The organism is Kluyvera intermedia (genome assembly GCF_034424175.1).
Classification (GTDB): Bacteria; Pseudomonadota; Gammaproteobacteria; order Enterobacterales; family Enterobacteriaceae; genus Kluyvera; species Kluyvera intermedia.
Window position 1 is genome coordinate 2,490,377 of record NZ_CP139986.1, and the last position, 25,894, is coordinate 2,516,270.

Genomic DNA, 25,894 nt, shown 5'->3' on the forward strand with positions numbered 1-25,894 from the left:
CTATTGCTCTGCTTAACCCGCCAACCCTGTGTGCGGGTTTTTTTTATATTTTCCCGGCGTCGCATCGCTTAGCCGGGAAAATACAGGCCAAAGGGTTATTCAGATAACCCGCGATTTTTCAGCATCGGCGCAATATACGGTTCGTGACCGCGCCAGTCACGATACAACTGCTCTAAATCACTGCTGTTGCCGCGCGACAATATGGCCTCGCGGAAACGTTGGCCGTTCTCACGATTTAACCCACCTTGTTCAACGAACCACTGATAACCATCGTCCGCCAGCATTTGCGTCCACAGGTAGGCATAATAGCCCGCCGCATAGCCGCCGCCGAAAATATGCGAGAAATAACTGCTGCGATAACGTGGCGGAACGGCGGCAAGGTTGAGGTTTTCCTGCTGTAATGCCTGTGCTTCAAACGAGTCAACGTCTTGCGGTAATGCTGTGGTGGAAACACGATGCCAATTCATGTCCAGTAAGGCTGCACTAAGCAACTCGGTCATGTCATAGCCCTTGTTGAAGTTTGCCGCGCGGAACAAACTTTCGCGCAGTGCTACGGGCATTGGCTCGCCGCTCTCGTAGTGACGCGCATAATGCTCGAACACCACTGGATGACTGGCCCAATGCTCATTAATTTGCGACGGGAATTCCACAAAATCACGCGGTGTATTGGTGCCCGACAAGGTTGCATAGCGCTGATTGGCAAATAACCCATGCAGCGCATGGCCAAACTCATGGAATAACGTGATCACATCATCCCAGGAGATCAGCGCCGGTTTACCGGTAGCAGGTTTGGCATAGTTGCAAACGTTATAGATAACAGGACGGGTGCCCAGCAGCGTAGACTGTGGCACAAAATTATCCATCCATGCCCCGCCACTCTTGCTGTCACGGGCAAAGAAATCACCGTAAAACAGCGCCATGCCTTTACCATCGGCATCAAAAATCTCCCAGACACGAACATCCGGATGATAGACCGGGAGATCAAAACGCTCGACAAAACGAATACCGAACAACTGACTTGCTGACCAAAACACGCCGCCCAGCAAAACGTTGTCCAGCGCGAACCACGGTTTAATTTGCGCTTCATCGATGGCATATTTTTCCCGGCGCACCTGCTCGGCGTAATAGAGCCAGTCCCAGGCCTGAGCGGTGAAAGCGTCGTCGCCGCTATCAATCAGCTTCTGAATATCAGCCAGTTCACTTTGCGCGCGAGCACGCGCCGCAGGGGTGATTTCTCGCATAAACTCGAGCGCGGCTTCCGGTTTTTTCGCCATCTGGTCAGCCATACTCCAGCTCGCGTAATCGGCGTAACCTAACAGTTCCGCCTGTCTGGCACGAATCGCCACTAGCTTGAGCAGGCGTTCGCGGGTGTCATTAGCATCACCTTGCTGGTTTCGTTGCCAGCCCGCTTTAAACAATTTTTCACGAGTATCACGTTGGCAAAGAGAGGCAAGTGCGGGCTGTTGCGTGGTGTTAACCAAGGGAATCAACCAGCGGTCGGATAATCCACGCTCATGGGCTGCGGCGGCCGCATGGGTGATTTCATCTTCGCTAAACCCCGCCAATTGTTCTTCACTGTCCAGCAGTAATCCGCCCGATTTTGCGGCGGCCAGTAAACACTGATGAAACTGGCTGCTCAACGTTGCGGCTTCGGTATTAAGGGTTTTCAGTTCGGCCTTCTGTGCATCGCCAAGCGTGGCGCCAGCCAGAATAAAGCGCTGATGTATCACCTCAATTAAACGCAGCGACTCCGCGTCCAGGCTGAGCGTATCCCGCTGTTGCCAGATAATTTCAATGCGCTTGAAGAGAGCATCATTGAGATAGATATCATTCGCCAGCCCGGCTAACTCCGCTGAGAACGCCTCATCGAGGCGCTGGATTTCATCATTGCTGTGCGAAGCCGCCATGGCGAAGAATACCGACGTCACACGCGAGAGCATCTCACCACTTTTTTCCAGTGCCACAATCGTATTGTCAAAAGTTGGCGTTTGCGGATTGTGCGCGATATCAGCAATTTCCTGACGTTTGCGCTGAAGTGCTGCATCAAACGCTGGACGATAGTGCTCGTCGTTTATCAGATCAAACGGCGGGGCCTGGTAAGGGAGTGTGCTGCTAGCAAAAAAGGGGTTTGTGGCCGTCATGGTGTGCTCCTGATAAAAACATTCTCCTAGAGTAGCAAGCCGCTCGGAGACCGCAATGGTTTCGGTAGCTTCCCCCTGATAAAGATAGCGTGCTATCGTGATGAAACATTAAAGCGTTGAAGGAACTAAGAGATGATCGTACTGGTTACCGGAGCAACGGCGGGTTTTGGCGAAAGCATCACACGTCGTTTTATTGCGAATGGACATAAAGTGATTGCTACAGGCCGTCGCAGCGAACGTTTGAAATCGCTGAAAGAAGAGCTGGGCGATAGCGTACTGACCGTGCAGCTGGATGTGCGTAACCGCGCAGCCATTGAAGAAACCATTGCCAATCTGCCTGCCGAATGGCGCGACATTGATATTCTGGTCAACAACGCCGGTCTGGCGCTGGGCCTTGAACCCGCGCATAAAGCCAGCGTGGATGATTGGGAAGACATGATCGACACCAATAATAAAGGTTTGGTGTACATGACTCGTGCCGTGCTGCCGGGAATGGTTGAACGTAACCGTGGCCATATCATTAATATCGGCTCTACCGCCGGTAGTTGGCCTTATGCGGGGGGGAACGTTTATGGTGCGACCAAAGCGTTCGTTCGCCAGTTTAGCCTGAACCTGCGTACCGATCTGCACGGTACCGCCGTGCGTGTGACCGATATTGAGCCGGGCCTGGTGGGCGGTACTGAGTTTTCCAACGTGCGCTTTAAGGGTGATGACGCCAAAGCGGGTAAAACTTACGAGAATACCGACGCACTCACTCCAGAAGATATCACCGAGGCCGTATGGTGGGTCTCAACGCTGCCAAAACATGTCAATATCAATACGGTTGAGATGATGCCGGTTAGCCAAACATTTGCAGGACTGAGCATTCATCGCCAAAGTTAGCATTTTATCCCAACCCGACCGCCGGTCGGGTCTGGGCTAGCAGGTAAAAAAAGCGTAAAATAACAGCTTAATCAGCTGATAAGAACGACTCAATGGCCGCCGAAACCCAACTGAACCCAACACAGCCCGTCAACCAACAGATTTATCGCATTCTTCGCCGCGATATCGTGCATTGTCTTATTCCGCCAGGAACGCCGCTGTCTGAAAAAGAGGTCTCTTTGCGTTTTGAGGTCTCCCGTCAGCCGGTACGAGAAGCATTTATTAAACTTGCCGAAAATGGTCTGATTCAGATTCGACCTCAGCGCGGCAGTTACGTGAATAAAATCTCGCTTTCGCAGGTGCGTAACGGTTGTTTTGTTCGCCAGGCTATTGAGTGCGCCGTCGCCCGTCGCGCCGCACTGCTTATTACCGATTCCCAAAGCTATCAGCTGGAACAAAATCTGAATCAACAGCGAACCGCAATTGATCGCCAACAATTAAATGATTTCTTCCTGCTCGATGATGAATTCCACCAACTGTTGTCGAATATTGCCGATTGCCAGTTAGCCTGGGACACTATCGAGAATATTAAAGCCGCCATTGACCGCGTGCGTTATATGAGCCTTGACCACATTTCTTCCCCTGAAATGTTGTTAAGCCAGCACTACGAAATTTTCGACGCACTGCAAAAGCGTGACGTCGATGCGGTAGATAAAGCGATGACGTTGCATCTACAGGAAATTAGTGAGTCGGTGTTGTTAATTCGTCAGGAAAATCGGGACTGGTTCAGCGAAGAATAGTCAAAAAATGTCGCCCGTTAAGGCGACATATTCAAACTCACGCGTAGCTCGGACGAGGTGTGATAACGCCGACTCCGGGATGACCCCGGTGTCACTTCGTTCGACCGGGCTACCGATTGGTGTAGGCCGGATAAGGTGTACCGCCATCCGGCAATGTGTGGGTGCTGATATTAGCGAACCACCATAGTAGGAATATTCGCGTAACGCAGAATCGACTCTGCGTTCGAGCCTAGCAGATGGGTGCTCATACCACGCTGACGAGAGCCAATCACGATGACATCGTAGTCGCCGCTTTTGCTCATCGCTAAAATTTCATCACGAATATTGCCAAAACGAACTTCATTGCACATACGCTCACGGGGAAGGTCAAATAAGCGCTGGAGCTCATCCATTTTCTTTGAGGACTCCCGTAGCATGTACTCCTCAAACTTTTTAATATCAGAGGCGAAACCGCGTAAAATAGAACGATTGCTGTTAGGCAATACGTTTAAAAGCGTAATCTCACCTTTCTCACCCGCCAGATAAACGGCATGGCGAATCGCTTTATCACTTAAGTCCATTTCAAATACATCAACAGGCATGAGAATTTTTTTGTACATCGCCCAGACTCCTTATTCCAGAGATTCCATTATCTTCTGGGGATAACCATGCCATATTTAACCCACCGGTCATAGCATTCATTTATCATAATACTACCGCGACGATGAAAATATTCGTCCATTATTTCAATATGCTTGAGTTATTTCAAAGAAGTGTAATAGTGGAAAATAATGGCAAAAAAAAGCCGCCTGTTAAGGCGGCATTTAGAATAACTAATGTCGTTATTTGATTACAATGCGCTAAATTGCGCTACGGTCGCTTTTGCGCCTTTACTCAATAAAGACAGATAGGCATTTGTCACCTGATCAACAAACTGACCGTTTTGCGGCAGATCCTGACCAAAGATAGCCTCGATAGCCAGCAGTGCTTTCACACGAGACTCGCCCTCTTCACTCCCCTGTACCGCCGCCTGAATGACCGGCAGCAGCGGATCGCTGACTTCAATCTTATTGCCCTTCTCATCCACGCCACCCACGTAGCGCATCCAACCTGCAACACCGAGCGTCAGCAGTGTGAAACTGCTGTTGTCAGCCAGATGCCAGCGAACGGAGTCCAGCATACGCTGAGGCAATTTCTGACTGCCATCCATCGCGATTTGCCAGGTACGGTGACGCAGCGCTGGGTTGGTATAGCGCGCGATTAACAGATCGGCATAACGTGCCAGGTCAACGTTCTGCACCTTCAGGGTCGGTGCCTGCTCGTTGAGCATCAGATCATGTGCCGCACGGCGATAGTTTTCGTCGCCCATGCAGTCATTGATATGCTCATAACCCGCCAGATAACCTAAATAGGCCAGGAATGAGTGGCTGCCGTTTAGCATACGCAGCTTCATTTCCTCAAACGGGATCACATCACTGACCAACTCGGCGCCGGCTTTTTCCCACGCAGGACGTCCCGCCACGAAGTTATCTTCAATCACCCACTGACGGAACGGTTCGCAGGCCACACCTGCCGGATCGCGAACGCCGGTCAGTTGTTCAATTTTATCCAGCGTATCGGGGGTAACGGCCGGAACAATACGGTCAACCATGGTGGACGGGAACGTCACATGAGATTCAATCCAGTCCGCCAGTCCCGCATCAATCGCACGCGCGTAAGCACATACCACGTTACGCATCACATGACCGTTTTCTGGCATGTTGTCGCAGGACATCACGCTAAATGCAGGCAGCCCAGCGGCCCTGCGACGCGCTAGCGCTTCAACAACGACGCCCGGCGCGGATTTCGGCTGGTGTGGATTCTGGATATCAGAGGCGATGAATGGATGATCGAGCATCAGTTGGCCGCTTGCCGGAGAGTGGCAATACCCTTTTTCGGTGATGGTTAGCGAAACAATCGCCACCTGCGGTTCACACATTTTGGCCAGTACAGTTTCCAGGCCATCAACCTGGGCGTGCAGCGCTTCTTTGACCACTCCCACAACGCGGGCAGTCCAGGCATCAGCAGACATTTCGGCCACGGTGTATAAATTGTCCTGATGATTCAGGTCAGCAATCTGCTGCTCCCCGCCGATCAGGTTAACTTCGGTATAACCCCAATCGCTGCCATGTTCTGCGGCAAGGATATCGGCATACACTGCCTGGTGAGCACGATGGAACGCACCAAAACCCAGGTGCACAATGCGTGACACCAGTTTGCTGCGGTCGTAGGTTGGGAGAGTTGCCTTTGCGGTTAATAGCTTATTCTGCATCTTTTTGACTCACTGTAGAGAACGTTGATTGCCATACTAGATTAACGAGTTCATCAAGAGAGATTTTGATTTGCATTAATTTATGGCTAATTGGTATGACATGATTTTTGAGTTGTGTGACAACATAGACAAAAAATCCGCTATGTTGTCACAGCCCGGTTTAATGCACGCGCACAGTACGATTCAATTTACTGTCTGCGGTTTGCGGTTCATTCCACAGTTCGTCGTAAGAATAACCGGTGAGGTCTTCCACGACAGCGCGCGCTTGCGGCGTCACATCCTGTTTTGAACCGTTCGCTTTTAAACGCTCGACTTCATCAACAAAAATCTTGTGTGTCTGCTTATTCAAACGGAACGTAACCGCCTGCCACAGGGCTATCAGCAACAGAACGGATGTCCCGATAAACAGCATCATCGCGATGGTATTAACCGCACCTTCCGGCTGAACCTGACTGCCTTTGACGAACCCGCCTTCCTGCAACATGACGCCCACGGCGAAGGTGGCAATCGCCACGGTGGTTTTACGTGAGAACGTCATTACCGCAGCAAACAGCCCTTCCCGACGCTGGCGCGTGATCATCTCATCAATATCAGGAATGAAGGGGAAGACGTTCCATGGGGTAAATTCCAGTACGCAACGCCCTACCTGATACACCGCCGCCAGAATCACCAGAATGGTGACTTTATTATCCGTTGGGAACTGATACACCATAAACAGACCCGCAAGACACAGCAGCATCAAGGTATAAGCAAAGACATACAGGCGAGATGGGCCGTATTTAATAATCCCCACGCCCGCCAGCAGCGTCACTGGCAGACCGACGATACTCATCGACAACAACGTACCGGACAGCGACGAAGAGACGTTCAGGCAATACACGCAGAAGAATACAAATACCGTGTTGTAGACATCTTTCGCCGTAAATGAGAACAGATAAATCGCCAGATGCTTTCTGAACGCGCGGACTTTCAGCGTCGAGTAGTATTCTTTGAACAACTTACCGACCATCGCCACTTTCTCGATAAGTGAAGTCGGTTTGCGGTCCTGCTCAAGCTCAGCCTGCATTTCCGGCGTTAATTCACGTTCCCACGTCACTTTCCAGGAGATAAAGACGCAGAGCATAAAGATAACTGAGAAGACCACGCCGTTAATAAAGTAGGCGTGTGGGTCGTGCTCACCGAAGTGGCTGATTAACAATCCTGGGATAAAGGTTGCCAGGAAAGTGCCGGATGCAGACAGGAACATACGACAGGTAGACAGTTTGGTACGGGAGTTGAAGTCCTTAGTCATTTCTGACGGCAGCGTTTCCCATGGGATCAGCACCATCGCGGCAATGATTTCAAAGGCCAGATACACTGCCAGATAGAACCAGAAACTCATGCCGGTCACCCACAACAGGGTGTAGACCAGCATTAACGGTGCGCCAATTAATAAGAAGAAGCGGCGACGGCCAAATCGCTTACCTAATGCATTTTTATAGAAGTGATCGGTAAAGCTGCCCATAAACAGGCTGACAATCGCATCGACAATGCGCGCAATCGCCACAATAGAAGCCGCTTCTACCGGGGATAAACCGACAAACGTGGTGTAAAAGAATAACAGCCAGGCCCCGATGACGGTAAAAGCACCGCCCCCCATAATATCTGTTAAGCCATAGCCAATACTGACGGGAATTGTTATTTTTCTATTGGTACGAGACATGTTCTACCCTCATTTAAGGAAGGACGTTAGAATCTAAAATAATTAACCGCGTTATCGTGACAAATATTTCTTACCATCCGCGTTAAAATTCTGTTGTCATCAGGGATTTCACCACGGTCAACCCAACCACCAATTAAATTACAGAGAATACGGCGGAAATAATCATGACGGGTGTAGGACACCAGACTACGGGAATCCGTCAGCATACCGACGAAATGCATTAATAAGCCCTGGTCTGCTAAAATATTAAGCTGATTTTCCATGCCGCGACGGGTATCGTTAAACCACCAGCCAGAACCAAATTGCATTGGTGATTTCACACCGTCATCTGCCGATTGGAAATTGGCAATGGTGGTGGCGACAATATCGTTATAACCGCCATTCAGATTATAGAGAATGGTCTTCGGTAACCCATTAACCTGTGCCATAGCATCCAGCAATTGATTCAGACCAGCGGCGAGATTGCTTTGATCGGCAATCGAGTCAAAACCCGTATTGATGCCGAGTTTATGTAGCATTTTGCTGTTGTTACTGCGAATGGCGCCAAAGTGGATCTGCATCGCCCAACCGCGTTTCTTGTACTCTTTAGCCAGCATCACAAACATCGCGCTGTGCAATTGCGCAGTCTCGTGTGCCGTCAAAGCTTCGCCGCCCGCTTTTCGACAGAACAAGGTGTTGATCGTCTGCGCATCAGCAGCCTGATATTCAACGGTGACCGGCCCGTGATCGGAGATGCGACATCCCACTTCATGAAACCAGTCAATACGCTGAGCTAGCGCCTGAGAAAATTCAGTAAAGGAACCAATTTCCTGATTCGTTAACTGTGCCAGCTTGTCAACGAAGGCCGCAAAATCAGTGGCGCTTTCGGCAAAAATGTCATCCGGACGGAACGTCGGCAACACTTTGGTTGCAAAGGTTGGATCTTGTTGTAATAAACGATGGTATTCCAGAGAATCCAGCGGTGCATCGGTGGTACAGATCACTTCAACGTTAGAGCGGGAAATTAAACGACGTGGTTTAAAATCATCCCCTTTCATTTGTTGATTACAGATATTCATTATTTCCTGCCAGTTTTCACTGCTGAGCATTTCATAACAGGAAAAGTACTTATTTAATTCCAGATGTGTCCATTGATATAGCGGATTGCCAAATGATGATTCAACCGTTTCAGCCCATGCTTTAAATTTTTCTTCGGCACTGGCATCACCTGTAATAAAATATTCATCAATACCGTTTGCACGCATCGCACGCCATTTATAATGGTCACCCGCAAGCCAAAGCTGGGTGATATTTTCAATGCTTTTATTTTCGTAAATTTCTTTGGCATCAAGATGACAGTGATAGTCGATGATCGGTAATTGGGCTGCAACTTCTTTATATAACCGAACACCGACTTCACTATCGATCATAAAACGATCGTTAATGAAGTCCATGTTATTTCTCTTTAAAAAGTGAAGATGGGTTTACTAAAATAGTGTCTTACCAGTTCCACAGCGTGCCGTCTTCCAGACGCGCAACCGGCAGGTAGGCCGGGTCATACGGATATTTCGCCGCCAGTTTTTCGTCAAACTCGATGCCTAAACCCGGTTTTTCACCTGGGTGCATATAACCGTTATCGAAAGTCCAGTTGTGTGGGAACACTTCAAGCATTTGCTCGGAGTAGCCCATATATTCCTGAACGCCGAAGTTTGGTACCCACAGGTCGAAGTGCAGCGCCGCCGCCATACATACCGGTGACAGATCCGACGGGCCATGTGAGCCGGTGCGTACCTGGTAAAGCGAGGCAAAGTCAGCAATGCGGCGCATTCCGGTAATCCCACCCGCATGGGTAATGGTGGTACGAATATAATCAATCAACTGCTCTTCGATCAGTTGTTTGCAATCCCAGATGCTATTGAACACTTCACCTACGGCAATTGGCGTCACGGTGTGCTGGCGAATCAGACGGAAGCACTCCTGGTTTTCAGCAGGCGTTGGATCTTCCATCCAGAACAGACGGTATTGTTCGATGCTCTTACCAAAACGCGCGGCTTCAATTGGCGTCAGGCGATGGTGCATGTCGTGCAGCAGATGTTCATTAAAACCAAACTGGTTACGTACCGCATCAAACAATTTTGGCGTGAAGTCGAGGTATTTCTCCGTCGACCACAACTGCTCTTCCGGCCACTGCCCTTTGGTCGCAGGCTCATATGCCAGACCTTTGCCTTTTGACATTCCGTAGGTGGTTTTCATACCCGGTACGCCGCACTGTACGCGAATCGCTTTGAAGCCCATTTCTTGATGACGCGCATAATCTTCCAGCACTTCATCAATGGTGCGACCGGTGGTGTGGCAGTAAACCATTACACCTTCACGTGACGCCCCGCCCAGCAGCTGATACAGCGGCATGTTGGCCGCTTTGGCTTTGATATCCCACAGCGCCATATCAATGGCGGAGATGGCTGAGATGGTTACCGGCCCACGACGCCAGTAAGCACCTTTGTAAAAGAACTGCCAAATATCTTCGATACGATGCGCATCACGTCCCAGTAACTGTGGGCACAGATGATCCTTTAAGTAGGAGGCAACAGACAGTTCGCGGCCATTCAACGTAGCGTCACCGTAGCCGACTAATCCACTGTCGGTGGTAATTTTCAACGTGACAAAGTTACGGCCAGGACAGGTTACAAAAACCTCAGCACCTACAATTTTCATTCTTAATCCTTACATCTCATCGGTTAGTGGGGGAAATTTACGCTCCAGATAACTACCATACAAGTATAATTATCTCGTTTTCCGGATTACGATCACAAAAAAAAGGGGATTACATCAGGGGATAGGGATATGGAGAGTTGTCGTCATTACCGGGCGATAAATCTGCGAACGCTCAGGCACAAAAAGGCCCATCGCATTCACGATGGGCCTTTAGGTTAAGCATATTGACGCTTGGTTCTCTGTTGCGTCGTGTCAGCGCTGTCGGCAGCGTCACCGGCGATACTCAGATCACGGTCGCATACTTCAGGCATCAACAACGCAGAAATCAGGCCAATCAGTGAATAGCAGATGAGCATGATGACAATGGGGTACCACGAGCCAGTCATATTGCAGAAAATTCCCGCCAGCACTGGGCCGAACCCAACAGCAACCAGACCTCCAGCCTCTTTTGAAATGGCCATCCGGGTAAAGCGATTACGGGAGCCGAACATTTCTGCCATCGTGATATTTTCCAGGGCAAACAATCCCAGCACAGCAAAATTATGGATGATGATAATAGACATCATCACGACGCTGGCGCTGTAGGTTTTATCGACAATGATTGCCAACATGGGATAGGCCAGAACAATGGCTGAGATGCTCAGTAAGATATAAGGAAGACGGCGGCCATACTTATCTGACAACCACCCTAATAACGGAATGGTTACAAAGCCAATAACGGAACTCAGCATCAAGGCGTCAGTGGGAATACCTTTATCGAAAAGTAGCGTTTGCACCAGGTATCCCGCGAGGAATGTCTGAATTAAACCAGAATTACCTGCCTGCCCAAAACGCAAACCCGTGGCTAACCAGAATGACTTACTTTTGAACATCGCCCCCAGGGTATTGTCCGCGGAGGATGATTCGCAATCCATCGCCTCCCCTTCGTTAACATGCTCGAATACCGGGCTTTCTTTCAGATTTAGTCGCAACCAAATTGCGAATATCATCACCACTACACTTGCCAGGAAAGGAATACGCCATCCCCATGCAACCAGTTGCTCACGTTCAAGTAAAAAGAACATCCCGGCCCAGATAGCCGTAGCCGTCAACGTTCCGCAATTAGTGCCCATAGCCACCAGGGATGAAATGAGCCCTCGTTTCCCTTTGGGGGCATATTCTGCAAGCATCGTCCCGGCACCGGATATTTCAGCACCCGCGCCTAATCCCTGAATAATGCGTAGCGCCACCAACAGCACCGGAGCGAAAATACCAATTTGGGCATAGGTCGGTAACACCCCAATGAGAGTGGTACAAATCCCCATCATGGTGATAGTAATAAAGAGGACTTTTTTACGCCCCACTCTATCACCCATTTTACCGAAAACAACGGCACCAATAATACGCGCAATATACCCTGCGCCATAAGTTCCCATTGCAAGAATTAATGCCATCGCCGCGGATTGCTCTGGGAAAAATATTTCATGGAAAACGAGTGCAGCACCCAATGAGTAGAGTTGAAAATCCATAAATTCCAACGCAGTTCCGAGCCAACCGGATACCGCAGCCCTCACCAGATCAGAGGTGGTACGTTCATTATTTATTTGCGTCATTGCATTCATACCCAGGTAAGATGCGAACAGCTTAATCGCATAATTTAATTATTATTCACTAAATGTTAGTAGAACTTTGCAACATGATTTTTGGTCATGTTCGAAGAGTTCGATGGCATTGACAACATGCTGATAGTTGAATTGATGTGTAATTAATTTATCCGGATCAATAAGACCTTTTTCCAGCCACTCAAGAACTACAGGGAATTTATTCGCATTCAAACGAGAGGAGTACAGTGAAAGTTCTTTACCCGTTATGCTTTGTTGTGTAATGGCAGACGCCTCAGTGGAAAAGCCCATCATAACAATACGTGCAGCTGGAGACGCCAGCATAATAGCTTCCTGCAAAATTGCAGGATGACAGGCTGCATCAACGATTAAAGTCGGTTTTATTCCTTTTTCTTCCAGCGTTTCGGCTAGCGATTTCTCACTATTGTTAATGATCCAATCAGCCCCGCAGCGTTCAGCCATTGCAAGTCGTTCATCGATGCGGTCAACAACAATGACCTGCCTTACGTTGTATACCCCTTTTAACGCTTGCAGGGTCGTTAACCCCATCGGCCCAGCGCCGTATATTAATGCAATATCCGTTTCAAGAGGATTAACCTGACCCGTTACATTAGCTGCAATGGTGAAGGGTTCAACCATTACAGCATGGCGGTCTGATATTGTGTCAGCGACAAGCCATGCATTATGGGCAGGAACCACTGAATATTCAGCAAATCCACCATCACGGTGTACACCTAAAACCACCAAAGAAGTACAGACATTTGGTTTCCCGACGGAGCATGGATAACAGTGCCCACAACTAATGACAGGATCAATGCAAACCCGCTGCCCAATCGATTTATCTGTTACACCTTCACCTATCGCATCAATAATACCGAAGAATTCATGACCAATAACACGTGGATAACGCGCGAAAGGGTTATGCCCCCGATAAATATGACTATCCGATCCACAAATACCTGCAATCTTAATCTTTACCCGAACCTCGCCCGCGCCGGGTTCGGGTATTGTTCCCTCCTGAATAACCAACTCATTCGGTTTTTTAATCACAATACTTTTCATTATAATTTCCTTATTACTCATTCCAAGCAGAGCCATCTTTCAGATGTGTCAGGAATAAGTTAACAGATCGATTCGGATATTTTATCAACCGTGTGGATACCACTCGGTGTGTGAGAGGAATTTACGTGTGGAGCATCTACCATACAAGTATTATAGATGAGATTTACTGAGAGGGATCACAAAAATAAAGCATCAATAAACCAGTGATATATATATCAACAAATATAAAACCACCGGCTATATTATAATAATTTATTGAGCTAAGCTCGTCCCCAGCCTGCGACAATAATCAACATTCCGCACAGAGCGACCGCCGCCCCCAGCCAGTCATACATCGTGAGCTTTTCGCCTTCAACTACCCGCAGCCACAGCAACGCAGTAAAAATATACACGCCGCCGTAAGCGGCATAAACGCGCCCACTGGCAGCAGGATGTAGCGTCAGCAGCCAGACAAACATTGCCAGCGCTAATCCGGCAGGCAGCAATAAGAGTGGGGTTGCCCCCCGCTTTAGCCAAAGCCAGGGTAAGTAGCAGCCGACGATTTCACACAGCGCGGTTGCGAAAAACAGCAAAGAGGTTTTTAACATTATGTTCCATCATCACAGTAAGCATCGCGCTATCATACGCATAAACCATGAGGATTCGACCCCACATCGCTTGCCGGTATGCCGCCCGTAAGAGATGTAGTAAACTGGTTTGCAGGAGTGATTGTATTCACCACATCAAAGGAAGCTGCTAATGAAAATGAAACCTGGCAAACGCCTGTGCCTGACGGTGATGTTTGCGCTGGGTGCCATCGTGTACACCGCCACCGCCTCCGCGACCACCAATAAACTGGTTATCGAGTCCGGCGATAGTGCGCAAAGTCGCCAGGAAGCGGCGATGGATAAAGAACAGTGGAATGACACGCGTCAACTGCGCCAGAAGGTTAACAAACGTGCTGAAAAAGAGTGGGATAAAGCCGACGTTGCTTTTGACGCGCGCGATAAATGCCAGCAGAGCCCAAATGTCAACGCATACTGGGAGCCGAACACACTACGTTGCCTTGACCGCTCAACCGGGCGTTCAATCAATCCATAGTGTTATCAGGGCGCCGTCGGCGCCCTTTTCATATCAGTAATACTCAATCGTATTTTTAATCGTATATCGCTGAGTCACTGGGGGTTTTGCGCTTTCATCAACGATCAACAGATCGCAGCTCAACGGGTTATCGTGCTTGTCATAATCACAATTCTGCGTCACGTTGCCAATGGGCTGTTTATTCAGCAGACTAACCGCAGTGTAATCAAGCTTTTTACGGCTATCCTGCGAAGGTGTCGAGATTACCGACAGCGTTTTATCCTTCACCGTCGAGGTTTTTCCTAACGGATAACCTTCGCTATCATAACGGTAGTCCACCTGACTCTCTTTACCGACCGCTTTCACCACAAAACCGTTATCGTCCGTTTCCCACGCCACTCCGGCAGAAGGAAATTCCGCAAGCTGACATTTGCCCTGCAAACGCACCCGCTTTTCATGCGTAACACCATCCACATAATAGTTCGCATCGAGCACTAAAAGCGCGCCGGTGTCCTCTTCTATATTGTGGAATTCGAGGAGATCAAAGCAACCTTCAGGCGATAGCTGCCCGCTCACCCGTTTCGCCACTTCTCCTTTCTCGTTTAGTAGCGTTTGGCTCAAATCCTTTACCGGGCCGCGCAACGGGTCGAAATCAAACTCATTGGAGAAGCTGGCCATTTCCGGAGTGAACGCGGCGGGAGTATCATTGTTATCGCACCCGCTGAGAACCGTCATCATTGACGCCACAAAAATCAATTTCTTCACACCGTATTCCTGTTTCGGGAGTTTTCTCAATCATATTAGTAAATACAATTGTTTACACTACCGCTGCTATACTTTTTACTCGTCTACGGAAAAGGAGTCTTTCATGAGAAATTCACGTTGGTTACTGGCGCTACTGCTTGCGGGATCCCTGCCTGCGTTTGCAGCCGTACCGGATTCCTGTGAACGTGTCAGAAGCGACATTCAGCAAAAAATCGTGCACAACGGTGTTGCCGAAAGCGCCTTCACCCTGGATATTGTGCCAAACGATCAGGCCGACCAGCCTGGTGCACAGGTGGTTGGGCACTGCGCTAACGACACCTTCAAAATCCTCTACACCCGCACAGATACGCCGCAATAACCTTACGTCGCCTCTTCCCCGAGGCGGCGCTTCACGCCTTATCCTGTGGTAATGCACTCAATTTTGCCGCCTAAAAAAATCCCTCATTCGGATTAATCCCTCCTTGACCAGGGATAATACTTGCGTACCCCTTACCAGGTATCATCCGCTCCATTATTAGCCTGTTTTTAATTTCGTATTGAAACAATAAAAATAATGGAGTGAGCGATGTCTAATCAGGAAAAGCCAGAGGGGCTAAGCCGACGTACCCTTATTAAATCGTCAGCCATCGGATCTTTCGCGTTAGCGGCGGGCGGCCTTTCGCTACCCTTCTCTTTACGCGCAACTGCCGCCGCGGTGCAACAGGCTGCACGCCCGGAAGATAAAGTGGTCTGGGGTGCATGTTCCGTCAACTGCGGCAGCCGCTGCGCACTGCGTCTGCACGTCAAGGGTGATGAAGTTTATTGGGTTGAAACCGACAATACCGGGCATGACATCTATGGTGATCACCAGGTTCGCGCTTGTCTGCGTGGACGATCGATTCGTCGCCGTATTAACCACCCCGACCGTCTGAATTATCCGATGAAGCGCGTGGGCAAACGCGGTGAAGGAAAGTTTGAACGCATCTCCTGGGATGAGGCACTCGACACTATCGCCAATAATCTCCAGCGGGTTGTGAAAGACTACGGTAACGAAGCGGTTTATATCAATTACTCTTCAGGCATCGTCGGCGGCAACATTACCCGTTCGTCACCCTCCGGTTCAGCGGTGATGCGTCTGATGAACTGCTACGGCGGTTCGCTCAATCAATACGGAACCTACAGCACCGCGCAGATTGCGTGCGCCATGCCCTACACCTACGGTACCAACGACGGCAACAGCACCTCAGATATCGAAAACAGCAAACTGGTGGTGATGTTCGGCAATAACCCGGCGGAAACGCGCATGAGCGGCGGCGGGATCACTTATTATCTTGAGCAGGCCCGCGAACGTTCGAATGCACGGATGATCGTTATAGACCCGCGCTATACCGATACCGCCGCCGGACGTGAAGATGAGTGGATCCCTATTCGCCCAGGCACCGATGCCGCGCTGGTGGCCGGTATTGCCTGGGTATTGATTGACGAAAACCTCGTCGACCAACCGTTCCTCGACAAATATTGTGTCGGCTATGACGAGAAAACCCTTCCGGAAGGCGCACCGGCCAACGGCCATTACAAAGCCTACATTCAGGGCCAGGGCGACGATGGCGTGGCAAAAACGCCGCAGTGGGCTTCACGCGTTACCGGAATTCCTGCGGACCGAATTATTAAACTCGCCAGAGAAATCGGCAGTACCAAACCAGCCTATATCTGCCAGGGCTGGGGGCCACAGCGTCAGGCGAACGGTGAATTGGCGGCGCGCGCCATCGCGATGCTTCCCATTTTGACCGGCAATGTGGGGATTAACGGCGGCAACAGCGGCGCACGTGAATCGACCTACACCATTACCATTGAGCGCTTCCCGGTGCTGACTAACCCGGTGAAAACCGCCATCTCCTGCTTTACGTGGACCGACGCTATCGACCACGGTGCGGACATGACGGCCACTCGTGACGGCGTGCGTGGTAAAGACAAGCTCGACGTGCCTATCAAGTTCTTCTGGAACTATGCGGGCAATACCATCATCAACCAGCACTCGGACATCAACAAAACACACGAAATTTTGCAGGATGAAAGTAAATGCGAAATGATCGTGGTGATTGAAAACTTTATGACCGCGTCGGCCAAGTACGCTGATATCTTGCTGCCTGACCTGATGACCGTCGAACAGGAAGATATTATTCCTAACGACTACGCCGGGAACATGGGCTATCTGATCTTTATTCAGCCTGCCACCGCGCCGAAATTCGAGCGTAAGCCGATTTACTGGATATTAAGTGAAGTGGCAAAACGACTGGGTGACGATATCCACCAGAAATTCACCGAAGGCCGGACGCAAGAACAGTGGCTCCAGTATCTTTACGCCAAGATGCGTGCCAAAGACGCAGACCTGCCAGACTACGATGCGCTCAAAAAAATGGGCATCTATAACGCAAAGATCCAAACGGACACTTCGTCGCGTATAAAGATTTCCGCAACGATCCACAAGCCAACCCACTGAAAACGCCATCGGGTAAAATTGAGATCTACTCAGCCCGCCTCGCCGATATCGCCGCCAATTGGCAGCTTGAAAAAGACGAAACCATCAGCCCACTGCCGGTCTATGCCTCAACCTTTGAAGGCTGGGACGATCCGCTGCGCGATAAATTCCCATTACAGCTGTTCGGTTTCCACTACAAGGCACGTACCCACTCCAGTTACGGTAACGTCGATGTACTGAAAGCCGCTTGTCGTCAGGAAGTGTGGCTGAATCCTATTGATGCCGAAAAACGCGGTATTCAAAACGGCGACATGGTGCGCGTATTCAACGGGCGCGGTGAAGTACGTATTGCCGCCAAAGTGACGCCGCGCATTATGCCGGGAGTAAGCGCAATGGGCCAGGGAGCCTGGCATGACGCACAGATGGACGGCGATCGTATTGACCACGGTTCCTGCATCAACACGTTGACCACTCATCGCCCATCACCATTGGCGAAAGGTAACCCGCAGCATACCAACCTGGTTGAGATCGCGAAGGTATAAGGACTGATTTATGAGTACGCAATACGGATTTTTTATCGATTCAGCCCGTTGTACCGGCTGCAAAACCTGTGAACTGGCCTGTAAAGACTACAAGAACTTAACTCCGGACGTCAGCTTCCGCCGTATTTATGAATACGCGGGCGGTGACTGGCAGGAAGATAACGGCGTCTGGAATCAGAACGTCTTTGCCTACTATCTGTCGATTGCCTGTAACCACTGTGAAGACCCGGCCTGTACCAAGGTGTGTCCAAGTGGTGCAATGCATAAACGCGAAGACGGTTTCGTGGTGGTAAACGAAGACGTGTGTATCGGCTGTCGTTATTGCCATATGGCCTGCCCTTACGGCGCACCGCAGTACAACGAAGCGAAAGGTCACATGACCAAATGCGACGGCTGCCATGAACGTGTCGCCGACGGCAAGAAACCGATTTGTGTGGAATCATGCCCGCTGCGTGCGCTCGACTTTGGCCCGATTGAAGAACTGCGCAAGAAACACGGGACGCTTGCTGCGCTGGCGCCGTTGCCGTCTGCGCATTTCACTAAGCCGAGCATTGTGATTAAACCGAACGCCAATGCACGTCCGTGCGGCGATACCACTGGCTATCTGGCCAACCCGAAGGTGGTGTGAGATGGGAAGCGGATGGCATGAATGGCCGTTGGTACTGTTTACGGTACTGGGACAATGTGTTGTTGGGGCGACAATTATCACCGGCATGGGCTGGATGGCTGCGCGTAATGAACTGGCAGACAGACGTCGGATCGTGCTGAATATGTTTTTCCTGTGGGTCATCATGGGGATTGCCTTTTTTGCGTCGGTATTACACCTCGGCTCACCGCTGCGCGCATTTAACTCGTTAAATCGCATTGGCGCATCAGCACTCAGCAATGAAATCGCCAGCGGCTCGGTATTTTTCGCCGTGGGCGGTTTCTGGTGGCTGTTGTCAGTCCTGGGTAAAATGCCCATGGCGTTGGGTCGCATCTGGTTGGCCGTCAGTATGCTGCTCGGGTTGGTTTTTGTCTGGGCGATGACGCGTGTTTATCAGATAGATACGGTGCCAACCTGGTATAATGGTTATACGACGGCCTCGTTCTTCTTAACCGTGGTGCTCACCGGTCCACTCTTTGCAGCCCTGTTGCTAAAGCTGGCGAAGGTCCCGTTCAACGGAAAGTTCTTCGTGTCGCTCAGCGTACTGGCATTTTTAGCAAGCGTCGCGGTCGTAGTAATGCAGACCGCCGAACTGGGGCTAATCCACAGCTCAGTCCAACAGGCCAACGCCCTGTTACCTGATTGGGGTAGCTTACAGGTATGGCGTTTCGGCTTACTGGCTGCGGGTTTAGGCTGCTGGATCTGTCCCTTGCTGCGTCGGGTTTCTCCAAGCGCAATCGGACTCACGTGCGGTCTGCTGCTAATGCTGGCGGGTGAATGCATCGGGCGAGGTCTTTTCTACGGCCTGCACATGACCGTCGGAATGGCGATTGCCGGATAATTTATTGGTGCGGGAAATTTCCCGCGCCCTTTTGAGGAAATGCAGTAATGAATGACGTTCAGCGCAACGATGCTTTAGCTTTCTCCGCCCGCGTTCTTGGGGCGCTGTTTTACTTTGCGCCGGATAGCGCGCTCGCCGAGCCGCTGGTTGCCGCTTTTACCGACGGTGAATGGCAAACCCAATGGCCGTATCCTATCGATAATGCTGATGCCCTCTCCAGCGCCTTTTCAGCCCCTGCTGATGAGCCCCTGACCGAAGCCTGGCAACGGTTGTTTATTGGCCCGTCAGCGCTGCCATCACCACCGTGGGGTTCCGTCTGGCTGGATCGTGAAAACGTCCTGTTTGGTGACTCCACTCTGGCATTACGTCAGTGGATGCGCGATAACCAGATTGCATTTGATGTACAGCAAAACGAACCTGAGGACCATTTCGGCACTCTGCTCCTGCTGGCCGCATGGCTGGTTGAGAACGATCGTCAGGAAGCATGTGACCAGCTTCTGGCCTGGCATTTACTTCCATGGGCTCAGCGCTTTATTGCCGAATTTATCGAAAAGGCTAACCATCCTTTCTTTAGCGCGCTGGGGCAACTAACTCAGCAAACGTTGGGGCATTGGCAGTCGCATCTGTTGATCCCAGTGGCTGATAAAAAGCTCTATCGCTAAATCACCATGCAGCGTCTTCATCACTTTCCCGATATTAAGGCGATGGTTCGCCGATTACTCATCGCCACCGTGGTCGGCGTACTGGCCGCGCTGGCGGTGGCGCTGTTTCGCCATGCCATGTACTTCCTGGAATGGCTCTTGTTAAGCAATGACAGCGGCAGTCTGGTCAACGCAGCACAAGGGTTAGTCTGGTGGCGTCGCTTGCTCACTCCTGCGCTTGGCGGGCTGGCTGCCGGTATGTTGCTATGGGGCTGGCAGCGCTATACGCGCCAGCGCCCGCATGCGCCAACCGATTACATGGAAGCGCTGGAGAGTGATGAGGGTAAATTTGATACCAGCGCGAGTCTGGTAAAATCCACCGCTTCCCTGTTGGTCGTCGCCAGCGGTAGCGCAATTGGCCGGGAGGGTGCCATGATCCTGCTGGCCGCCCTCGCCGCCTCACTTTTTGCCCAGCGTTTTACCCCTAAAGATGAATGGAAACTTTGGATTGCCTGTGGTGCCGCAGCGGGAATGGCGAGCGCCTATCATGCACCGCTCGCAGGCAGTTTGTTTATTGCTGAAATTCTGTTTGGCACCTTAATGCTGGCCTCTCTCGGGCCGGTGGTCATTTCAGCGGTCATCGCGTTGCTGGTGACGCAGATAATGAACGGCGGTGCGCAAGTACTGTATCAAGTGGGCGATTTGCCGACATTAAAGGCTATCCATTACGCGCTGATGTTAGCAACCGGTGTGGTCTGTGGGTTGAGTGGGCCATTGCTGATGTGGTTAATGGACAGCAGCCATCGCGTTTTCCTGAAGCTGAAACTCTCACCGCCCTGGCAGCTCGCGCTGGGCGGGCTTATCGTCGGTATGTTATCTCTGCTAACACCTGCGGTGTGGGGAAATGGTTACAGTGTGGTGCAGGGCTTTTTATTGGTGCCACCAACTTTAGCCATTATGGGCGGGATCTTTTTATGCAAACTATTGGCAATTCTCGCCAGTAGCGGTTCGGGTGCGCCCGGTGGGGTCTTTACGCCGACGCTGTTTATCGGTTTAGCGCTGGGGATTCTATTTGCAGATGCAGGAGGTCTGGTCTTTGCCGGACAACAGGATATCGCCATTTTATTGGCTATAACGGGGATGGCAACGCTGCTGGCAGCTACCACGCATGCGCCCATCATGTCGACGCTGATGATTTGTGAAATGACCGGACAGTATACTCTGCTGCCCGGTTTGCTTATTGCATGTGTGTTGGCTTCGGTACTGTCGCGCACCTTACGCCAGGATTCTATCTACCGTCAGCATGTTGCTGAGCATCGCTAAATCCACATACTGACTGAGCTCACGCTGTTCAGGGCGCGGCAGATAAGGCAGCTCACCAATGCGCGGCGCGGGGAGTTTTTTGCTCAGTACTTCTATGATCTCAGCATAGTGCGCAAGACCCGGGTTGATACGGTTTGCCACCCAACCAATCAGCGGAAGGCCGTCGTTCGCAATGGCCTGAGCGGTCAGAAGCGCATGGTTAATGCACCCTTCCTGAATACCCACCACCATCACTACCGGCAGTTGCTCCTGCACGACCCATTCGGAAAGAGGACGCAGATCATTCATCAGGCTACGCCAACCTCCCGTCCCCTCAACCACGACGTTGTCTACCTGCTGGCTTAAATTCGCCAGGCCATCAGACAATAAGGTGTAGTTAATCGGACGACTGTGCGCGACGCTACTTTCTTCTTCACTAAGCGCAATAGGATTGATTGCATCATAAGGTAACGCCAGCGATGAAACGCTTTGCAGCACCAGCGCATCTTTATTGCGCAGACCATCCGCCGTTTCCTTGCTGCCTTTTGCCACCGGCTTATAACCCGCCACCCGTTTCCCGCTGGCGGCGAGCGCCTGTAATAGCGCACGAGAAACCACCGTCTTACCGACGGAAGTATCAGTTCCAGTAATAAAGAAACGATTAAGCATGACTCACTAACCCCACGGCGACGTCGATAAAATTTCAAAGCGATGAATAGTTCAAGCAGGTGAAAGTTTACGTGATGCACAGGATCGTCGGATTGAGGTAGCGCAATTTTTTGCAAAACTGATAAAAATTGTTAACCCTGTAACAGTCTGATCAGTAATGTTCCGTTATAGAGCGCATCTTTCACCAGTGCGGCCCCTGCCATTGTGCCCCGGTTAGAAAACTGAGTCTGTTCAACGGCAATGTGTTTACTGTAGGCAGGTAACGATTGCTGACGGATACAGTCGGCGATGGCCGGGAAAAGGATATCGGAGGCGGCGTTGAACGGCGAACCGATTAGAATTTTTTGTGGATTAAACAGATTCACCATAATGGCGAGAATACGTCCAACGTTAGTGCCGATGCTGCTGACGATGTCTTTAGCCAGCAAATCGCCCTGCAGCGCGGATTGGCATAACCAGTCAACCGTCAATGGCTGCTGATGCAGCATTGAACTCATGGATTGCTGCATACGCGCCTGAGTCAACTCCAGTACACTTTGCACACTGGCAATGGTCTCAAGGCAACCGTGATTACCGCAATAACAACGCTTACCGAACGGATCAACTTGCGTATGTCCAATCTCGACCAAACTGCTACTGCCCGCGTGCAGCAAACGTCCGTCGGTAATAACGCCCGCACCGACGTTATGATCGATAACCACCTGAATAACATCACGCGCACCGCGAGAGGCACCAAAAAGCGCTTCGGCCATGGTCCAGGCGCTAATATCGTGTTGAATATACACCGGCACACCGGTATGCGCTTCAAGCGTCGCGCCGAGCGGAACATCGGTAACATCATAAAACGGCATGCGATGGATGATGCCGTTTTCGGTATCGATAATCCCGGGCAGCGTAATAGCAACCGCCGTTAAGCGTTCCAGTAAGTTTTGATGGCGAATAAAGAATTGGTCGATATGAATCAGCACGCGGTCAAGAAACGAGGTTTCGTGCTCCAATGCCAATTCCAGTTGTTCTTCTACGACCAGCTTACTGCTGAGATCGCGTAGCGCAAGATGGATGTAGCCCCGGCCAATGCGTACAGAGAGATAATGCCAGGCCTCAGTTTCGACCATCAGGCCAACGGCAGGACGCCCACGACTGCCCACATCCTGAATTTCAGTCTCCTGAACGAGGTGCGCTTCGAGCAGTTCACGAACAATTTTGGTGATACTGGCCGGCGCCAGTTGTGCCAATCGGGAGAGGTCGATACGGGAGACCGGGCCGAGCTGATCAATGAGGCGATAAACGGCCCCCGCATTGGTCTGCTTGATTTGATCGATATGGCCTGGCTGACTATCCGCTACCACCGTGAAACTCCCTTATTTTCGCGCTTCGAAATAAACTTTGGGCTATGGTGAAGTACTTCAATGGCCTACGTCAAATTTTTACTTAGCCTTGTGATTTACTGCACAATTTTTTACGCTTTTGTCGCAGAAACGCTCACCTTTGCGGCACTCAGAAGATGCTGTTTAAAACGTTCCGCTGACTGACTTAACTCATGATGTTTTGACCACACCAGCCACATTTCAGACACCGCATCCGCTTCTATGATAGGAACCCAACGCATTTCCTGTAGCTGTACGCGCCGAAATGACGCGGGCAAAATTGAGACACCTAAACCCGAAGCCACGAGGCCAATAATCGTCATCGCCTCGCCCACCTCTTGCGTGATGGTCGGCATCACGCCATAACGGCGCATCAGACCCAGGATATCGTCATACAGCCCGGTACCGACGTGGGGATCAAAAAAAACGAACGGTTCTTTGCTTAAATCAACCAGGCTCACCGCGTCCTGGCTTGCCAACGGGTGATCGCGATGAATCATCGCCAGCAAGGGTTCACGCAAAATCACCTGCCAGTTAAGGGTGTCAGGAAGCTGCGTATTTCGCATCAATCCCAGATCTAGCGTCCCTTCGGTGAGTGGCGATATCTGCTCACGGGTATTAGTTTCACGCGTCTGAATATGCACATCCGGGTAACGCCGGCGAAAAGTCGACAACGTATCTGAGACAGCCTTAATAAACGGTGCCGATGAGGTAAAGCCAATATTCAGCTCACCCGTTTCGCCATGATGTAAGCGGCTTGCTCTGGCAGCGGCTTCATTCACCTGGAGTAAAATTTGTCGGCTATCGGCCAGAAACTGACGACCCGCAGCGGTCAGGCTGACGCTGCGGTTTGTCCGGGCGAACAGGCGTGCGCCCACCTGTTGTTCCAGAATCTGAATCTGCTGGCTGAGCGGCGGCTGGGAGATGTTTAAGCGCGCGGCAGCACGGCCAAAATGCAGCTCTTCTGCGACAGCGACAAAGTAGCGCAGGTGTCGAAGCTCGATATTCATATTTTAAAGGTCTTAATTAAGATTATTAATATATTAGACAGAATATTTACAATTTCCTACCCTGATGTTGTGACCTATGTCGTTATTACCAAGGATTTTCTCGTGAGCCGTACAACAACCGCAGACCATACTCCCGTTAATGATGTCCGCGATGATACCCCCTCTCCTTCAAACGTTTTTATTCGCCGCGGTACCCCTTCGTTTATCCGCGTGACGCTTGCTCTGTTCTCTGCCGGTCTCGCGACCTTTGCGCTGCTCTATTGTGTACAGCCCATTCTGCCCATCCTTTCTCATGAATTCGGTATTTCTCCCGCTCAGAGCAGTATTTCGCTGTCTATATCAACCGCGATGCTGGCGATTGGTCTGCTGTTCACCGGCCCGCTCTCTGATGCGATTGGTCGTAAACCGGTGATGGTGACCGCACTGCTGTTGGCGGCCTGTTGTTCACTGCTATCAACTATGATGACGAGTTGGCATGGCATTCTAATTATGCGCGCGCTTATTGGCCTCTCGCTGAGTGGCGTGGCAGCAGTCGGGATGACCTACTTAAGCGAGGAGATCCATCCCAGCTTCGTGGCATTTTCAATGGGGTTGTACATCAGCGGGAACTCTATCGGCGGCATGAGTGGACGTCTACTCACTGGGGTAATAACCGACTTCTTTGGCTGGCGCGCCGCGCTGGCTGTGATCAGCGCTTTTGCATTAGGTGCGGCAATTATGTTCTGGCGTATTCTGCCGGACTCTCGCCACTTCAGGGCCAGTTCATTAAAACCAAAATCCTTGCTGATTAACTTCCGTCTGCATTGGCGCGATCGCGGTCTCCCGCTGTTGTTCGTTGAAGGTTTCCTGCTGATGGGTGCGTTTGTGACGCTGTTTAACTACATCGGCTACCGCCTGATGCTGTCGCCGTGGTCACTCAATCAGGCCGTCGTCGGCCTGCTCTCTGTCGCCTACCTGACCGGTACGTGGAGCTCGCCAAAAGCCGGGATGATGACCACCCGCTACGGGCGCGGCCCGGTGATGATCTTCTTTACCGGTATTATGCTGTTGGGTCTGCTGTTAACGCTGTTCTCCTCTCTGTGGGTTATTTTCCCCGGTATGCTGTTGTTCTCCGCCGGTTTCTTTGCCGCTCACTCAGTCGCAAGCAGTTGGATCGGCCCACGCGCACGCCGCGCCAGAGGCCAGGCTTCATCGCTTTATCTGTTTAGTTACTATCTGGGTTCAAGTATTGCAGGGACGTTAGGCGGGGTATTCTGGCATCAGTATGGGTGGAACGGCGTTGGTGGGTTTATTGCACTGCTGCTGGTGGGGGCGTTGTTGACGGGGTTGATGCTGCATAGGCGGTTGCGATAAAAAGAAAAGGGGAAGGTTATCGCCTTCCCTTATATTAAGTACTTATGTTATTGACATAAAATGCCTTCCCACCTCGCCATACTAGCTGGC

At 50.8% G+C, this 25,894-nt stretch carries 22 protein-coding genes and 1 pseudogene; 10 read left to right on the forward strand and 13 right to left on the reverse strand.

The features are described 5' to 3' along the window. Positions 1-95: 95 nt before the first annotated feature. Positions 96-2,141: a peptidyl-dipeptidase Dcp gene (gene dcp / locus U0026_RS12025; protein WP_062773418.1), complete on the reverse strand. Its 2,046-nt coding sequence runs from the start codon at positions 2,139-2,141 to the stop codon at positions 96-98. 132 nt (positions 2,142-2,273) lie between these two features. Between dcp and ydfG the strand changes: the two genes are divergently transcribed. Then, positions 2,274-3,023: a bifunctional NADP-dependent 3-hydroxy acid dehydrogenase/3-hydroxypropionate dehydrogenase YdfG gene (gene ydfG, locus U0026_RS12030; RefSeq protein ID WP_062773415.1), complete on the forward strand. Its 750-nt coding sequence runs from the start codon at positions 2,274-2,276 to the stop codon at positions 3,021-3,023. Positions 3,024-3,115: 92 nt separating this feature from the next. Continuing rightward, complete coding sequence (locus U0026_RS12035) at positions 3,116-3,802, forward strand: GntR family transcriptional regulator (protein ID WP_062773413.1); 687 nt, start codon at positions 3,116-3,118, stop codon at positions 3,800-3,802. Positions 3,803-3,972: 170 nt separating this feature from the next. Here the strand turns inward: U0026_RS12035 and U0026_RS12040 are convergent, their stop codons facing one another. From U0026_RS12040 to U0026_RS12075, 8 genes are all read right to left on the reverse strand, one after another. Further along, complete coding sequence (locus U0026_RS12040; protein WP_062773410.1) at positions 3,973-4,401, reverse strand: universal stress protein; 429 nt, start codon at positions 4,399-4,401, stop codon at positions 3,973-3,975. A gap of 230 nt (positions 4,402-4,631) precedes the next feature. Further along, on the reverse strand, positions 4,632-6,092 hold the full coding sequence (locus tag U0026_RS12045) for a mannitol dehydrogenase family protein (RefSeq protein ID WP_062773407.1): 1,461 nt from the start codon (positions 6,090-6,092) through the stop codon (positions 4,632-4,634). A gap of 160 nt (positions 6,093-6,252) precedes the next feature. Next, the gene (locus U0026_RS12050; RefSeq protein ID WP_062773404.1) at positions 6,253-7,794 is read right to left on the reverse strand and encodes an MFS transporter; all 1,542 of its coding nucleotides are present in this window, start codon (positions 7,792-7,794) and stop codon (positions 6,253-6,255) included. Positions 7,795-7,820: 26 nt separating this feature from the next. Continuing rightward, positions 7,821-9,227, reverse strand: a complete 1,407-nt coding sequence (uxaC, locus tag U0026_RS12055; protein ID WP_062773401.1) for a glucuronate isomerase — start codon at positions 9,225-9,227, stop codon at positions 7,821-7,823. 46 nt (positions 9,228-9,273) lie between these two features. Beyond that, positions 9,274-10,488 (reverse strand): starvation-sensing protein RspA, encoded by a 1,215-nt coding sequence (gene rspA / locus U0026_RS12060; protein ID WP_062773398.1) that lies wholly within the window; start codon positions 10,486-10,488, stop codon positions 9,274-9,276. 215 nt (positions 10,489-10,703) lie between these two features. Continuing rightward, the gene (locus tag U0026_RS12065) at positions 10,704-12,080 is read right to left on the reverse strand and encodes an MFS transporter (protein ID WP_062773396.1); all 1,377 of its coding nucleotides are present in this window, start codon (positions 12,078-12,080) and stop codon (positions 10,704-10,706) included. A 51-nt stretch (positions 12,081-12,131) separates the two neighbouring features. Beyond that, a complete protein-coding gene (locus tag U0026_RS12070) occupies positions 12,132-13,151 on the reverse strand; it encodes a Zn-dependent oxidoreductase (RefSeq protein ID WP_062773393.1) in 1,020 nt (339 codons plus the stop codon). Positions 13,152-13,411: 260 nt separating this feature from the next. Beyond that, positions 13,412-13,738, reverse strand: coding sequence for a YnfA family protein (locus U0026_RS12075; RefSeq protein WP_062773390.1), 327 nt, complete (start codon positions 13,736-13,738; stop codon positions 13,412-13,414). Positions 13,739-13,889: 151 nt separating this feature from the next. On the opposite strand from U0026_RS12075, the gene U0026_RS12080 reads away from it, so the two are divergent. Next, the gene (locus U0026_RS12080) at positions 13,890-14,231 is read left to right on the forward strand and encodes a DUF1283 family protein (RefSeq protein ID WP_062773387.1); all 342 of its coding nucleotides are present in this window, start codon (positions 13,890-13,892) and stop codon (positions 14,229-14,231) included. A gap of 33 nt (positions 14,232-14,264) precedes the next feature. Here U0026_RS12080 and U0026_RS12085 read toward each other — a convergent pair whose 3' ends face one another. Continuing rightward, positions 14,265-14,975: a YnfC family lipoprotein gene (locus U0026_RS12085; protein ID WP_062773384.1), complete on the reverse strand. Its 711-nt coding sequence runs from the start codon at positions 14,973-14,975 to the stop codon at positions 14,265-14,267. A 103-nt stretch (positions 14,976-15,078) separates the two neighbouring features. On the opposite strand from U0026_RS12085, the gene U0026_RS12090 reads away from it, so the two are divergent. From U0026_RS12090 to clcB, 6 genes and pseudogenes are all read left to right on the forward strand, one after another. Continuing rightward, on the forward strand, positions 15,079-15,333 hold the full coding sequence (locus U0026_RS12090; protein WP_062773382.1) for a DUF1161 domain-containing protein: 255 nt from the start codon (positions 15,079-15,081) through the stop codon (positions 15,331-15,333). Positions 15,334-15,540: 207 nt separating this feature from the next. Continuing rightward, positions 15,541-17,975, forward strand: a pseudogene (gene ynfE / locus U0026_RS12095) (selenate/tellurate reductase subunit YnfE). Positions 17,976-17,985: 10 nt separating this feature from the next. After that, positions 17,986-18,603: a DMSO/selenate family reductase complex B subunit gene (locus U0026_RS12100; protein ID WP_126440750.1), complete on the forward strand. Its 618-nt coding sequence runs from the start codon at positions 17,986-17,988 to the stop codon at positions 18,601-18,603. Between the two features lies 1 nt (position 18,604). Beyond that, a complete protein-coding gene (locus tag U0026_RS12105) occupies positions 18,605-19,462 on the forward strand; it encodes a dimethyl sulfoxide reductase anchor subunit family protein (protein ID WP_062776930.1) in 858 nt (285 codons plus the stop codon). Positions 19,463-19,509: 47 nt separating this feature from the next. Beyond that, positions 19,510-20,124 (forward strand): Tat proofreading chaperone DmsD, encoded by a 615-nt coding sequence (gene dmsD, locus U0026_RS12110; protein WP_062776928.1) that lies wholly within the window; start codon positions 19,510-19,512, stop codon positions 20,122-20,124. 6 nt (positions 20,125-20,130) lie between these two features. Next, on the forward strand, positions 20,131-21,426 hold the full coding sequence (gene clcB, locus U0026_RS12115) for a voltage-gated ClC-type chloride channel ClcB (protein ID WP_062776926.1): 1,296 nt from the start codon (positions 20,131-20,133) through the stop codon (positions 21,424-21,426). Here the strand turns inward: clcB and bioD are convergent. From bioD to U0026_RS12130, 3 genes are all read right to left on the reverse strand, one after another. Further along, complete coding sequence (gene bioD / locus U0026_RS12120) at positions 21,379-22,074, reverse strand: dethiobiotin synthase (protein ID WP_062776924.1); 696 nt, start codon at positions 22,072-22,074, stop codon at positions 21,379-21,381. The two genes, clcB and bioD, sit on opposite strands and share 48 nt — an antisense overlap. 131 nt (positions 22,075-22,205) lie before the next feature. Beyond that, a complete protein-coding gene (mlc, locus tag U0026_RS12125; RefSeq protein WP_062776923.1) occupies positions 22,206-23,423 on the reverse strand; it encodes a sugar metabolism global transcriptional regulator Mlc in 1,218 nt (405 codons plus the stop codon). Between the two features lie 110 nt (positions 23,424-23,533). Beyond that, positions 23,534-24,451: a LysR family transcriptional regulator gene (locus U0026_RS12130; RefSeq protein WP_062776921.1), complete on the reverse strand. Its 918-nt coding sequence runs from the start codon at positions 24,449-24,451 to the stop codon at positions 23,534-23,536. A 102-nt stretch (positions 24,452-24,553) separates the two neighbouring features. On the opposite strand from U0026_RS12130, the gene U0026_RS12135 reads away from it, so the two are divergent. Next, positions 24,554-25,804 (forward strand): MFS transporter, encoded by a 1,251-nt coding sequence (locus U0026_RS12135; protein WP_062776919.1) that lies wholly within the window; start codon positions 24,554-24,556, stop codon positions 25,802-25,804. The last annotated feature ends 90 nt before the right edge of the window (positions 25,805-25,894 follow it).

What these genes read in the sequence shown, in the direction of transcription:
- U0026_RS12065 (WP_062773396.1), bottom strand. Translation starts at nt 12,080, where the DNA reads ATGACGCAAATAAATAATGAACGTACCACCTCTGATCTGGTGAGGGCT.
- clcB (WP_062776926.1), top strand. Translation starts at nt 20,131, where the DNA reads ATGCAGCGTCTTCATCACTTTCCCGATATTAAGGCGATGGTTCGCCGA.
- uxaC (WP_062773401.1), bottom strand. Translation starts at nt 9,227, where the DNA reads ATGGACTTCATTAACGATCGTTTTATGATCGATAGTGAAGTCGGTGTT.
- U0026_RS12035 (WP_062773413.1), top strand. Translation starts at nt 3,116, where the DNA reads ATGGCCGCCGAAACCCAACTGAACCCAACACAGCCCGTCAACCAACAG.
- U0026_RS12070 (WP_062773393.1), bottom strand. Translation starts at nt 13,151, where the DNA reads ATGAAAAGTATTGTGATTAAAAAACCGAATGAGTTGGTTATTCAGGAG.
- U0026_RS12080 (WP_062773387.1), top strand. Translation starts at nt 13,890, where the DNA reads ATGAAAATGAAACCTGGCAAACGCCTGTGCCTGACGGTGATGTTTGCG.
- ydfG (WP_062773415.1), top strand. Translation starts at nt 2,274, where the DNA reads ATGATCGTACTGGTTACCGGAGCAACGGCGGGTTTTGGCGAAAGCATC.
- U0026_RS12130 (WP_062776921.1), bottom strand. Translation starts at nt 24,451, where the DNA reads ATGAATATCGAGCTTCGACACCTGCGCTACTTTGTCGCTGTCGCAGAA.
- U0026_RS12090 (WP_062773382.1), top strand. Translation starts at nt 15,079, where the DNA reads ATGAGAAATTCACGTTGGTTACTGGCGCTACTGCTTGCGGGATCCCTG.
- U0026_RS12075 (WP_062773390.1), bottom strand. Translation starts at nt 13,738, where the DNA reads ATGTTAAAAACCTCTTTGCTGTTTTTCGCAACCGCGCTGTGTGAAATC.
- U0026_RS12105 (WP_062776930.1), top strand. Translation starts at nt 18,605, where the DNA reads ATGGGAAGCGGATGGCATGAATGGCCGTTGGTACTGTTTACGGTACTG.
- dmsD (WP_062776928.1), top strand. Translation starts at nt 19,510, where the DNA reads ATGAATGACGTTCAGCGCAACGATGCTTTAGCTTTCTCCGCCCGCGTT.
- rspA (WP_062773398.1), bottom strand. Translation starts at nt 10,488, where the DNA reads ATGAAAATTGTAGGTGCTGAGGTTTTTGTAACCTGTCCTGGCCGTAAC.
- U0026_RS12050 (WP_062773404.1), bottom strand. Translation starts at nt 7,794, where the DNA reads ATGTCTCGTACCAATAGAAAAATAACAATTCCCGTCAGTATTGGCTAT.
- U0026_RS12040 (WP_062773410.1), bottom strand. Translation starts at nt 4,401, where the DNA reads ATGTACAAAAAAATTCTCATGCCTGTTGATGTATTTGAAATGGACTTA.
- dcp (WP_062773418.1), bottom strand. Translation starts at nt 2,141, where the DNA reads ATGACGGCCACAAACCCCTTTTTTGCTAGCAGCACACTCCCTTACCAG.
- U0026_RS12100 (WP_126440750.1), top strand. Translation starts at nt 17,986, where the DNA reads ATGAGTACGCAATACGGATTTTTTATCGATTCAGCCCGTTGTACCGGC.
- U0026_RS12045 (WP_062773407.1), bottom strand. Translation starts at nt 6,092, where the DNA reads ATGCAGAATAAGCTATTAACCGCAAAGGCAACTCTCCCAACCTACGAC.
- bioD (WP_062776924.1), bottom strand. Translation starts at nt 22,074, where the DNA reads ATGCTTAATCGTTTCTTTATTACTGGAACTGATACTTCCGTCGGTAAG.